This window comes from Synechococcus sp. NOUM97013, from assembly GCF_014279815.1.
Classification (GTDB): Bacteria; Cyanobacteriota; Cyanobacteriia; order PCC-6307; family Cyanobiaceae; genus Synechococcus_C.
Map to the genome: position 1 here is coordinate 2275945 of NZ_CP047941.1, position 12229 is coordinate 2288173.

At 63.5% G+C, this 12229-nt stretch carries 12 protein-coding genes; 3 read left to right on the top strand and 9 right to left on the bottom strand.

Annotated elements, in window-relative coordinates; genetic code table 11:
• Positions 1-18 precede the first annotated feature (18 nt).
• Both SynNOUM97013_RS12395 and SynNOUM97013_RS12400 read left to right on the top strand, forming a co-directional pair.
• On the top strand, positions 19-1626 hold the full coding sequence (locus tag SynNOUM97013_RS12395) for an ABC transporter ATP-binding protein (protein WP_186480049.1): 1608 nt from the start codon (positions 19-21) through the stop codon (positions 1624-1626).
• Between the two features lie 90 nt (positions 1627-1716).
• A complete protein-coding gene (locus SynNOUM97013_RS12400) occupies positions 1717-2952 on the top strand; it encodes a cellulose binding domain-containing protein (protein ID WP_186480050.1) in 1236 nt (411 codons plus the stop codon).
• A gap of 86 nt (positions 2953-3038) precedes the next feature.
• Here SynNOUM97013_RS12400 and SynNOUM97013_RS12405 read toward each other — a convergent pair whose 3' ends face one another.
• Genes SynNOUM97013_RS12405 through SynNOUM97013_RS12415 form a run of 3 tightly spaced genes read right to left on the bottom strand, consistent with a single transcriptional unit; the run spans position 3039 to position 5277 of the window.
• Complete coding sequence (locus SynNOUM97013_RS12405; RefSeq protein ID WP_186480051.1) at positions 3039-4034, bottom strand: RluA family pseudouridine synthase; 996 nt, start codon at positions 4032-4034, stop codon at positions 3039-3041.
• Positions 4031-4897 carry a ribosome biogenesis GTPase YlqF gene (ylqF, locus tag SynNOUM97013_RS12410; protein WP_186480052.1) on the bottom strand — a complete coding sequence of 289 codons (867 nt, stop codon included), beginning with the start codon at positions 4895-4897 and terminating at the stop codon, positions 4031-4033. The genes SynNOUM97013_RS12405 and ylqF overlap by 4 nt, the downstream gene beginning before the upstream one ends.
• Positions 4894-5277, bottom strand: a complete 384-nt coding sequence (locus SynNOUM97013_RS12415) for a universal stress protein (RefSeq protein ID WP_186469550.1) — start codon at positions 5275-5277, stop codon at positions 4894-4896. Before SynNOUM97013_RS12415 ends, ylqF begins: the two co-directional genes overlap by 4 nt.
• A gap of 101 nt (positions 5278-5378) precedes the next feature.
• Here SynNOUM97013_RS12415 and pgk point away from each other — a divergent pair, with 101 nt between their 5' ends.
• The gene (gene pgk / locus SynNOUM97013_RS12420) at positions 5379-6584 is read left to right on the top strand and encodes a phosphoglycerate kinase (protein WP_186480053.1); all 1206 of its coding nucleotides are present in this window, start codon (positions 5379-5381) and stop codon (positions 6582-6584) included.
• A 112-nt stretch (positions 6585-6696) separates the two neighbouring features.
• Here the strand turns inward: pgk and SynNOUM97013_RS12425 are convergent, their stop codons facing one another.
• From SynNOUM97013_RS12425 to SynNOUM97013_RS12450, 6 genes are all read right to left on the bottom strand, one after another.
• On the bottom strand, positions 6697-7245 hold the full coding sequence (locus SynNOUM97013_RS12425) for a HupE/UreJ family protein (protein ID WP_186480054.1): 549 nt from the start codon (positions 7243-7245) through the stop codon (positions 6697-6699).
• Positions 7245-7835 (bottom strand): HupE/UreJ family protein, encoded by a 591-nt coding sequence (locus SynNOUM97013_RS12430; RefSeq protein WP_186480055.1) that lies wholly within the window; start codon positions 7833-7835, stop codon positions 7245-7247. The genes SynNOUM97013_RS12425 and SynNOUM97013_RS12430 overlap by 1 nt, the downstream gene beginning before the upstream one ends.
• A 1-nt stretch (position 7836) precedes the next feature.
• On the bottom strand, positions 7837-8853 hold the full coding sequence (locus tag SynNOUM97013_RS12435; protein ID WP_255442796.1) for a HupE/UreJ family protein: 1017 nt from the start codon (positions 8851-8853) through the stop codon (positions 7837-7839).
• A 2-nt stretch (positions 8854-8855) separates the two neighbouring features.
• Complete coding sequence (locus tag SynNOUM97013_RS12440) at positions 8856-9710, bottom strand: peptidyl-prolyl cis-trans isomerase (protein ID WP_186480056.1); 855 nt, start codon at positions 9708-9710, stop codon at positions 8856-8858.
• Positions 9710-11623 (bottom strand): DUF3604 domain-containing protein, encoded by a 1914-nt coding sequence (locus SynNOUM97013_RS12445; RefSeq protein ID WP_186480057.1) that lies wholly within the window; start codon positions 11621-11623, stop codon positions 9710-9712. The genes SynNOUM97013_RS12440 and SynNOUM97013_RS12445 overlap by 1 nt, the downstream gene beginning before the upstream one ends.
• A gap of 96 nt (positions 11624-11719) precedes the next feature.
• Positions 11720-12175 (bottom strand): hypothetical protein, encoded by a 456-nt coding sequence (locus SynNOUM97013_RS12450; RefSeq protein WP_255442797.1) that lies wholly within the window; start codon positions 12173-12175, stop codon positions 11720-11722.
• Positions 12176-12229: the final 54 nt, after the last annotated feature.

The following is a 12229-nucleotide window of genomic DNA, read 5'->3' on the forward strand; positions in this document are numbered from 1 at the left end:
CCCTGCGCTTCTCCTGCGATGAGTCCCGCACCAGACGCTGTGCTGGAGATGAGCCACTTCCGACTGCGCTATCCGAGCAGCCAGAGCTGGACGCTGGATGGCCTCGACCTGCGCCTCCAGGCGGGAGAACGACTGGCCTTGGTCGGTCCCTCAGGCTGCGGCAAGAGCACGATCGCCCGCGCTGCCCTTCAGCTCCTGCCCCCTGGCAGCCAATGCTCAGGAGATCTAAGCCTGATGGGATGCGATCCACGCGGCCTGGCGCTGCCGGAGCTTCGATCCCTGCGCGGCGAGTCCGTCGGCCTGGTGTTCCAGGACCCGATGACACGACTCAATCCCTTGATGACAGTGGGGGATCACCTGCTGGATACCCTGCGCGCGCACCGGCCGGACATGAATCCATCGGAACGTCGCCATCGCGCCCAAACACTGCTGGAACAGGTGGGCATCGGCGCCGGCCGCTTCCGCGCCTATCCCCATGAGTTCAGCGGCGGCATGCGCCAACGACTGGCCATTGCTCTAGCCATTGCCCTGCGCCCTCCGCTGGTAATTGCGGATGAACCCACCACAAGCCTGGATGTGGCCGTCGCCGGCCAGGTGATGGCCGTCCTGCGGGACCTCTGTGACGAGCTGGGCAGTGCGCTGCTGCTCATCAGTCACGACCTGGCCATGGCCAACCGCTGGTGTGAACGAATGGCCGTGATGGACGGCGGCAAGGTCGCCGAAATCAACAGCAGCGATGTGGTTCTCACCTATCCCAGCTCCAGGGTGGGTCAGCGTCTGCTCTCTGCCGCACGCGCACGGGAGGGCAGCCAAACACCCGCGGCTCCAGAGGCCGACGTGGTGCTGGATGTGCAGGAACTGCGCTGCTGGCACAACCTGGGGGGCCTGCCCTGGAGGCCCAACTGGCTCAGAGCCGTCGACGGCATCAGCTTTCAGCTTCAGGCGGGCGAGACCCTGGGTGTGGTGGGGGGCTCCGGTTGCGGGAAAAGCACCCTCTGCCGAGCCCTGATGGGACTGACGCCCATCCGTGGCGGACAGGTCAAGCTGCTGGGGCAACCGCTGCTGCGTCTGCAAGGGAGCGAAGAACGCCAGGCACGACGAACGATCCAGATGGTGTTTCAAGACCCACTTGCTTGTCTCAACCCAGCGATGACCGTGGCAGAAGCCATTGGCGATCCGCTGCTGATTCATGGGCTGGCCTCGCCGGCCGAAGCACGCCGTCAGGCCCGGGACCTGCTGGAACGCGTGGGGCTGACGCCAGCGGAACGGTTCCAGAACCGATTGCCGCGGCAGCTGTCAGGAGGACAGCAACAGCGGGTGGCGATCGCACGCGCCCTTGCCCTGGGACCGAAGGTGCTGATCTGCGATGAAAGCGTGAGCATGCTGGACGCTGAAATCCAGGCCGAAGTGCTGGCGCTGCTGCGCCAACTGCAACAGGAACTCGGGCTGGCCATGATCTTCGTGACCCATGACCTGTCCGTCGCCAGCGGCTTCTGCCACCGACTGCTGGTGCTGGATCGGGGGCATGTGGTGGAGGAAGGACCAGGAGACCGACTGCTGCATCAGCCGCAGGCGCAGATCACCCAGACCCTGGTCGAAGCCTGTCCACGTTTGCCCGAAGCCTGACGGTCACCCGCGGTCACATCACCCACCCCAGGCAGTCACGGGTGAGTCATCAGCCTCCGTTGAACTGAAGGCTGCCTGGATTCCTGTGACATGGACACCATCCACCACGAGCACGCGTCAGCCGGCCATACGCACCACGGCAGCGCCGATTCCGATTTCATTGACATCACCGCCTGGGGAAGCTTTCACGGCTCGAATCACAACTCCGAACACAACGAACTGGTAGGCGGCCGGACACCCATCACCACGGAAGCACTCGTTGCCTACAACGGCCTGCGTGCCTTTGCTGGGCTCGAGGCGGTTGCCCTAGACGATGTTGGGCGGTGGGCCTTCGCCGAAGGACTCACGAACAATTCCCAGGCCTGGGGGAACGATTTACTTGGAGTCGGACTCTGGTATGCCATGCAGGGCGCCAAGGTCGGCTGGATCGCGGACAACTCCTATCGCCCCCAGCTGCTTGCCGATCTGCAACGCACCGCACGCCTCGGCAGCAGCGAGGCGGTGATGACCATGGTGCGGGAGGTCAGCCATGACGGTTTCGCCGATTTTCTGATCAACCAAGGCCTACAGGAGGCCTTCATCAACACGCTCAAGATGGAGCCCCACTACGGCGGATGGATGCATGGCCGCACCCACGGCTTCCTCCCGATCGAAAGCGGTGCCATCGCCCATGACATCAATCACCTGACCGTTCTCGGCTGGGATCAAAACCAGCCATTCATGAACGACACCTTCGATTGGCCGCAATGGCCGGCACTGGAGGTGAGCGATAACAGAGTGATCAACTATTTCCAGAGCATGGTTGCCCTGGGAGCCCCTCTCGAAAGCAACCTCGATGGTCTGGGGACCGGCGCACCTGCACCACCAACCCAACCTCAACCTGACAGTCCCCCACCAACCGGGGTCAGTGACGGCGAGGTCAGCGACGAGGAGCCCTGGGTGGACACCAACCCGGAATCCACCACCAATCCGGACCCAGTCACCGGAGTGGATGTGGAGGTTGGCGGTCAACTGTGGTGGGGAGGACTGACTGCATCCCTCGAGGTGACCAACACCAGCGACCAAACCGTGGAGAACTGGGGCGTGCAGTTCTCCAGTGACCATCGCTTCTATGGCGAAGCCTGGGGCGTGAACGTGGACACTCAGGCTCTGGAGGATGGCGGATACCTCTACGAAGTCTCAGGCCTCGACTGGGGGCAGACCCTGGCGGCTGGCCAGACGATCCAGGTGGGCTTCAACGCGCTCACAGGAATCACGGAGAACGTCAACATCCCACTCACCGAAGCTCTGTTGGTTGCCGACGGCAGCGCCATGACGGTGATCTGAGGTCCTGGCCAACGATGCCATCGCCAGGAGTGAAGACGACGGCAGCCACGTCAAGCTGAACAGCATCTGGCTGTGCCAGTAAGGCCTCACGCAGCGCGACGCCTGAGGACGGACAAAAGTTTCTCCATCACCGGCGGGACCGGAGCTTCAAACAGCATCCGGTCCCGTGTGATCGGGTGATCCAGCCCCAGCTGAAAAGCATGCAGGGCCTGTCCTGGCAGCTCAATGGGCAATTTGCGGCAACGGCTATAGGTGGGGTCCCCCACCACCGGATGGTTCATGTGCGCGCAATGCACACGAATCTGATGGGTTCGGCCCGTGTCGAGCTTGAAACGCAGCAACGAGTAATCACCAAGTCGTTCCTGCAAGCTCCAGTGCGTGCAGGCGTAACGCCCGTTCTCACCGCTGACCACGGCGTATTTTTTGCGATCGGCGGGATGACGGCCGATGGCCCCCACGATCGTGCCGCTGTCTCCTGCAGGCACCCCGTGCACCACCGCCAGATACTCCCGTGAGGCGATGCGCTTCTGGATCTGCACCTGCAGCTTCACAAGCGCTTCCTGAGACTTGGCGATCACGATGCAGCCCGTGGTGTCCTTGTCCAGGCGATGCACGATCCCCGGCCGCAGCTTGCCACTGATCCCCGGCAGGTCCGGACAGTGATGCAACAGGCCGTTCACCAGGGTGCCGTCCTTGTTGCCCGGCGCCGGATGCACCGTGAGGCCTGCCGGCTTATTGATCACGATCAGGTGCTCATCCTCAAAGAGCACATCCAGATCCATCGGCTCTGGTTTCAGATAAGGCAGCGGTTCCGGTGGAGGCATCCACAGCTGCACTTCATCACCGGTGCGCAGTGGCGTCTTCGCCTTGCCGGTCTTGCCGTTCACCCGCACGTAACCGGCATCGATGAATTTCTGAATCCGGGCACGACTTTGCTCCGAGCGCTGACTGACGAGCCAGCGGTCCAAGCGCATCGGCAGCGGCTTGGGATACGTCAGGCTCACAAGCTCGCCCTCTCCCTCCCCGAATCCATTAGTGAAGGTCTCCTCAGGCAGGGGCGGCCGTCGCCAGGCAGGGCTCATGCAGGCAACTCCAGGGCAATGCTGCCCAAAGCCGATTTGCGGAAGTCATCCAGCAGCCGCTGCGCCATCCGTGCCGTATCGGAGGAGGTGTGGCGCTGCGCCACCGCCTCGAGCCAGAGGGCTGGATCGTCTGTCGCTCCGGCCAGGGCCGTGCCGTAGCGTTTTTCCAGCACCGAAAGAGCCACTCCGGATGCACCCTCCGGCTCAAGCGCTCGGAGCTGACGCAGAAAGGCCTGGGCCACCAGCTCACCGTCGTAGGCCGCCTGACCGATGTCATCACACAGGGCGAGATGCAGCGCCGCCTGCTGGTCATCCAGACGCGGAGGCAACACACCCGGTGCATCCAACAGGTCGAGATCCTGGCCGAGACGCACCCAGCGCAGCGTGCGCGTCACCCCGGCGCGTCGGGCGCTGGCCACCACCTTCTGCTTCACCAATCGGTTGATCAACGCCGACTTGCCCACATTGGGAAATCCCAGGGTGAGCGCCCGCACCGGCCTGGGGCGCATGCCACGGTTACGCCGCCGTTCGTTGAGCTGGTCACCAGCGCGGATCGCGGCCTGCTGCACCTGCTTGACCCCCGTGCCGGCTTTGGCATCACACCACACCGTGCGTTGCCCCTTGGCCTTGAACCAGGCCTCCCAGGCCAGGCGAGCGTCAGCCGTGACCATGTCGCGACGGTTGATCACCAGCAGGTGCTGTTTGCCCTTGATCCAACGACTGAGGTGGGGGTGCCCGGTGGCCAGAGGGATGCGCGCATCCCTCACCTCAATCACCAGATCCACCTTGTCGAGATTGCGGCGCAGCTGCTGTTCCGCCTTGGCGATGTGGCCCGGATACCACTGAATCGGCGGCGAACTCACGGCACCACCAGCACTGGACAGGGCGCGAGCTGAATCACCCGCGCTGCGGTGCTTCCGGCTTCGGCTTCAAGCTTCACGCCGCGCGTCCCCATCACGATCACATCCACATTCAACTCATCGGCCACATCGCAGATCACAAAGGCTGGCTTGCCCTCACGCTCCACCTCGTCGCAGGCCACCCCTGCCTGTTCAAAACGCTCCCGCGTCTGCGACAACAACGCGGCCACCGCCTCGTGGTCGTGCATTTCCGGGCGTTCGGGCTGCACCACCGAGAGCAGCACCAGCCGGCTGCTGTGACTGCGCGCAAGCTCTAACGCCTTGCCTGCGGTCTCCAGAGCCTGACGGCTCTGGTCAATGGGAAACAAAACGGTCTCGAACATGTCCAAGTCCTACGGCCAACGCCCCTGCTGTCAGTCCTAGCTCCGGGACCGCAGAACTCGTATTAATCTCACCGCGTTTTCTTACCGCACGACACAACCCTATGGCGAAGCGTTCCCTGGCCAGCCTCTCCGGCGCCGACCTCAGCGGAAAGCGTGTTCTCGTGCGGGTTGACTTCAACGTGCCCCTGAATGACGCCGGCGCGATCACGGACGACACCCGCATCCGCGCTGCCCTCCCCACCATCAACGACCTGATCGGCAAGGGCGCCAAGGTGATCCTCTCCGCCCACTTCGGTCGCCCCAAAGGCCAGGTGAACGACGCCATGCGCCTCACGCCTGTGGCTGCACGCCTGAGCGAACTGCTGGGCAAGCCCGTGGCCAAGACCGACAGCTGCATCGGCCCCGACGCTGAAGCCAAGGTGGGCGCCATGGCCGACGGCGACGTGGTGCTGCTGGAGAACGTGCGCTTCTTCGCAGAGGAAGAGAAGAACGAAGCCGGTTTCGCTGAAAAGCTGGCCAGCCTGGCTGAGGTGTATGTGAACGACGCCTTCGGCGCCGCCCACCGCGCCCACGCCTCCACCGAAGGCGTGACCAAGTTCCTCAAGCCTTCCGTCGGCGGCTTCCTGATGGAGAAGGAGCTTCAGTATCTGCAGGGTGCCATCGACGCTCCCAAGCGCCCCCTGGCCGCCATCGTGGGCGGCTCCAAGGTGAGCTCCAAAATCGGCGTGCTCGAAGCGCTGATGGACAAGTGCGACAAGATCCTTGTCGGCGGCGGCATGATCTTCACCTTTTACAAAGCTCGCGGCCTGGCCGTCGGCAAGAGCCTGGTGGAAGAAGACAAGCTGGAACTGGCCAAGGAGCTGGAGGCCAAGGCCAAAGCCAAAGGCGTGGAACTGCTGCTTCCCACTGACGTTGTGCTGGCCGACAACTTCGCCCCCGACGCCAACAGCCAGACCGCGCCTGTGACCGCCATCCCCGACGGCTGGATGGGCCTGGACATCGGCCCCGACTCCATCAAGGTGTTTCAGGACGCCCTGGCCGATTGTCAGACCGTGATCTGGAACGGCCCCATGGGTGTTTTCGAGTTCGACAAATTCGCCGCCGGCACCAACGCCATCGCCACCACCCTGGCCGACCTGAGCGCCAAGGGCTGCTGCACGATCATCGGCGGTGGTGACTCCGTCGCAGCCGTTGAGAAGGCTGGCCTGGCCGAGAAGATGTCCCACATCTCCACCGGCGGTGGTGCCAGCCTCGAACTGCTGGAAGGCAAGGTGCTGCCTGGCGTGGCCGCCCTCGACGCCGCCTGATCACCGGCCGCATGGCGGCGTCACACCGCCCGAATCCTCAACCGATTCAGCCGCTCCTTCAAAGGGCGGCTTTTTGCTGGGCGGTCGTGTGTTGATCAGGCTTTGAAGTTGATCAGGCTTTAAGCAACAGGCCGAGCGACAGCAGCCCTGCGGCAGCGATCCAACTGCCAGCCACACGCACCGCCATGCGAAAACCAGTGCTGTGGGTTGCCGCCACCTGAGCACTGATCAACACCGACAACACCGCCACGGCACTGACCACCCCCAACACATCCAGGGGCAACCCGCTCGATGCGGAGGGCATCGTGAACCCGTTGATCAGACCAAAGAGCAGACCGGAGCCAGCCACCGTGAAGGCGAGCAGCTGCACCGACAGGCGCAGTGACAACGCCACCAGCACACCCACCGCGGTGAACAGCACAGTGGAGAGCAACGCCAGCGTGAGATCCAGGCCCCAACGCTGACCGATCGCAAGCCCGATCCACCAGCTCAACGGCAGCAGCGTCAGCAGCAGGCGACCTCCCTGAGGACCCTGCTGACCGGCGAGCAACGCCAGACCCAGCACCAGCAACAGATCCGATGGCGTCAGGAACAGGTGCGCGATGCCGTCGTAGAAGCCACCGAAACCGGTCTGCATCAGGTGCGCAAACAACAGGGGCATCACGCGGCTCCCACCTGGATCAACGACCAGACCCCAACCACTGCGATCACGGCACCGACCACCTGCAGCAGGCGATGCCCCCAGGCCAGACGCCGCGCTTCACCCAGGCCGATTCCCACCAGATGGAGCAAACCGGTGGCAGCAACGAAGGCCAGGCTGAACAGCAACGCATCAGCACCATCCGGAAGCTCCACGCCGTGGGCATAACCGTGAAACAAGGCAAACAGACCCACCAGCACGGCAGCCAGCGCGAGCGGCAGGCGCTGCTGCAGCATCACCAACACCCCCAGCACCAGAGCCGACAGGGCAATGCCGGTCTCGACGCCGGGCAACGGCAGATCGAGCAGGCCCATCAGGCCACCGAAGGCCATCACCATCGGGAAGGCCACGGGCAGCAGCCAGATTGCCGGCGCTCCCAACACCGCACCCCAGAGGCCGACGGCCACCATCGCCACCACGTGATCGATGCCGGTCACGGGATGAAGCAGGCCAGCCATCACGCTGCCGGCTCCACCCTCCGGCACATGGGCCAAGGCAGCCGAGGGAAGCAATGACAGCAGCAGAGCCAACAGCAACCAACGCCAACGCATTTCAAACACCTCCTTTGATCAGGGACACCGTGGTCTCAATCGTCCAGTAAGCACCGGCACAACCGATGGTCCAGGCGGGAACGCGCCGGACCCAAAGAGGCCAGCGGATCTGCAGCTGTCGGAACGCACGCTCCAGCGCCAGCACCAACACCACAAACACGTCTTGACCGATCTCGATGCCCACGTTGAACAGCAACAGGGCCAGCAGCAGTTCGTGATGCGGCAAGCCCAGCTCCGCGAGCCCACGGGCATACCCGAAGCCGTGCAAAAGCCCGAAACCGCAGGCCAGCACCCAGGGATGACGGAGCGTGAAACTGGTCTGTCCACGCATGAACCGCACCACTTCCGTGCCGATGAACAGGATCGACAAGGCGATGGCTGCATTCAGTGGTGCTGCGGGCACCTGAACGATGCCGATGGCAGACACCGACAGGGTGATGCTGTTGGCGAGCGTGAATGCCGTGACGGTTTTCAGCAGCATCCATCCATCGCGCACGATCAGCACAAGACCCAGCAGCAGCAGCAGGTGGTCGACACCCAGAAGGATGTGCTCGATCCCCAGGCGCAGATACGACCAGACGCCGGGTTGCTGATCCGCCTCGGAGGCGGTGGGAATGACCGCTTCGGGCTGCTCCGGTTGGATCAACAGGGTCTGCAGCGCTTCCGTCTGCCACGGGCGCACCCGCAGCAGCACCTCCGTGCCGGCGGAGGCCAACCCATCAATCCTGATCACGCGACCTTCCAACGGCTGACGGCAACTGAGCTCGGCCTCGTAGACGAGGGCCGTGGCCTCCTGACGGCTGTCGGGTGCCCCCTGCAGGGCACAGTCTTCGGGGAAACGTGGTGCGATTGGTAGCCGTTGCCCCTGCAGCAGCGGCAACTTCCAGAGCACCTGATAGGTGCTGGCACCTGTGGCCTGCAATTCGAGAAAACCAGGGAACAGGTCGTGGGCTGCAACCAACCGCGGCATCAGCAGGGCCACGACCATCAGCAAGGGCAGCAGAACGCGACGCACCATGGTCAGAACTGGGGCACGCGCACGCTGTAACGGGCCAGCAGATCGCGGTAATAGCTCTCCTGATGCTCCTGCCGCTGCACGTCTTGCCAGTCACGCAAGACGCCATCACGCACATGATCCAGGGGCGGGAGTTCAGCGGGGACGATGGACGACACGCGCACCAGATGAATGCCGTAGGCCGAGCTGATCGGACCGACCCAGCGGCCCTTCGGTTGTTGTTGCAGGGCGTCGGTGAAGGTGGAGCCGAACTGCGCCAGCAATTCACTGCGGCTCTCGCCCTCCCTGCTGGCTGAGACCATCGCCAGGGGGTCCCCCAGGGACGACGGATCAGCTGCGGCATCACCCTGGTTGAGCTGAGCCAGCAACGCCTCGGCATCACGCGTCAACTGCTCACCCCGGCGGGATGGATCAAGGAACACCTGCTGGAAGCTGAAGCGGGGCTCGCTGCTGAAACGCTCCGGATGGGCCTCGAGATGGGCCTGCAGCTGCTGATCGCTGGGGGTTGGCAGGGGCTGCTCGCCATGGCTGACGAATTCCATTTTCTGACGCAACCGGCGACGCACGATCGTGTCGTTGCGATCCAACCCAAGGGCCATCGCCTCGCGCACGAACACCTCCGTGCGCACGTGTTCATCGAACAACCGCTCCAGCTCCTCCTGCGAGGGGGGACGTTGCCAGGTGCGTGCAAACGCCTGGACCATGGCCACCGCTTGGTCGTTGCTGACAACGATCTGCGTGTCTCCCTTGGGAGCCTTCGCATCCAAGGCTCCCTGCAGACCAAACAGGCCAGCACCCACGATCAGAAATGGAACGATCGGTTCCTGAACCAGCGTGCGCAGTCGATCAGGCCAGGACATCAGGAGGGGTTGTACCAGATCGGGCTGGTGTAAGCCCGCTCCTGACTGGTGTACGGAGCCGTTGCAGGCATCTCGTCGTAGAGGTTGTAGTTCTTGCGGTCATAGGCGAGCCAGGTCGGTGTGGGGATCTCGATGACACGGACGTAATAGAACGCCTTCTGGCTGGGATCGAACGCAGGATCCTTCCAGTAGCCCGTCAAGGTCGGAGCGCCAATGGTGTTGGTGTAAGTGGCCTCACGCTCATTCACGCTCGAACCGACCGATGGCACCTTGCCGTCGGCACCACGCATGCGCTGATCCGGATCACTCCACGACACATCGAACACCTGTTCATGGGTTTCGCCATCGGCATCCAGCCAGCCCTTGACCACCTGAATCCGATCGAGATTGGCGCCATCCGGATCCTTCCGGGCCTGCACCAGCAAGGAGGGAATCTGACCCTCGCTGGCCGCCATCAGATCACCACCCATCGGCACCCCATCGGCACAGACCTGCTGGGCCCAGTCCGCCGCCTTGAGCTCCTCACCGGTGTAGTCGTACCCGCCGTAGACACGGACGGTGAGGCGGGTGCCACTGGTGCCGAACACCTCCTTGCGCGCCATCGCATCCCAGAGGGCCGTGCGGGTGTTGCCGGAAGCCCAGACCCCAGCAAGACCGGACGCCCCCAGCTGCAGGGCGGTGAGGTCGAGGGAGGCATCCTTCGCGGACTTGATCAGGACGTCTTTCCAACGCTCGGGGCTGGGCTCCAGCATCGGAGCCTTGCCCCACCAATTGTCTTCAGCGGTGGAGGGAAGGCTGGAGTGGGAGTCGGTGGAGCCGACCATCCCGAACTTGAACGGGTTCACGCCAAGCTGCTGCTCGAGCTGCAGACCTTGCCTTAGGGCTGCACGGGCGTACTCATAGGGGTACATGTCCGGCGTGATGGGTTTGGTGCCGCCCAGGTTGGTGTGATCGACAATGTTGAAGCCAGCGAACTCGTCTTCCGGCGACAGCAGCGGGTGGGTCTCTCCGGTGCCCTTGGCCTGCGTCACCTCCACCAGCGGCTCAAAGCGATGGCGCATCCGGGCGTAATCGGCATCAATCGGCTCGCCGGTTTTTTGATGACGCGGCAGGAACATGGTGCCGCTGGAGAGGTTGCCGTTGTGGGGGATGGCCAGCACCCGCCCACCGGTGTTCTCCTCGTAGTAGTTCATGAAGGCCCAGAGATCCTCCACGTCTTCGGAATCAAAAGCGGAGAACGGCAGGATCTGATCCGCCAGTGCCTTGTTGTCGCGGAAGACGACCACCCGGTGGAGATTGCCGCCGCCAGGTTGGCTGGTCCACTCGTAGCCAATCAAGGTGCTGAACTTGCCAGGAGCGTTGTATCGCTCCGCCACCTCGGTGTTGTATTCCCAGACGCTGCGCATGTAAGCGTCATTGGAGATCAGGGCGTCGCGACCACCACCCATCTTCTGGACCAACAAGTTGAAGGCTTCCAACCCCTTGCCTGCTTTCAACAGGTCGTTGAGCTGTTGGCCTAAGGGTGATTTGAGCAGCTCAGGATCCGACTTCTCCATGCCCTGAGCAAGGCCCAGGTTTTCGGCATGATCGGCCACCACGAGAAAGTCGAGCGGTCGCTTCAAAGCCGCCTGCTGACCGGAATTGCTGGTGACCGTTTCACCCCTGGCAAAGCGATAGGCCTCGTCGAGTCCCAGCTTGGTGCCCGCCAGACCGGCGTCAGGCGACAAGGCCGTGTGGAGGTGGGTGTCACCGAAGTAAGCACGGTTGCCACTGGCGCACTGCGGGTCCTCGATCACCGACGATGCCGCGGCCTTCGACTCCAAAGGAGTGCCAGGTCCACTGGTGCAGGAGGACAGGCCGGAGGCCAGAGCGATAACGCCGGTGAGGGCCAGAGCACGAACACGACTGGGCATCACCTTCTCTCGTGATTCAACGCTCAGGCTGAGCAAAGACGCTGATCAAGGCAACGCAACAGCGGCGGATGGCTTCCAAACTTTGCACTGATGGGATCAGCCCCAGTGCGGCTCGCCCCCGAAGGATCCCTGGGAACGGCGTGATCGACGTTCCGGCAACAACGGCAGACCCAGACGACGGCGTTCCGCATTCATCACCTGCTGTCCCTCACGGAACAGGCGGCGCAAGGCTTGCCGTTGCTCCTGCTTGCAAGCCCGGAAGGCGTCGGTCGTGCGTGCACGCTCCGTGCAGTCCCGTCCTGAATTGAGCAAGGCCAGGCGTTGGTCATAGCTGTCGAGCTCCCAGCGGCGACGGGTCTGAAACAACTGCTGCTTCTGGGCATCAGTGAGCGTCCCATCACGCTGCCCGGCCACCGAATCGGCAGGCCCCATGCCCTGCTGCAGCGTGGCCGCTGCAAACGCCACACAAGGAATCAGCAGCGCCTTACGCCAGCGATGGGTGAGCACCATGACGAGCCAATGGGGAGAACTCCCCCAGGTTGCTGCGGTCAAGCGGCCCAGATCTGACTGAACCGCGCGCGAGATGTGACGGAATCCGACCCACCG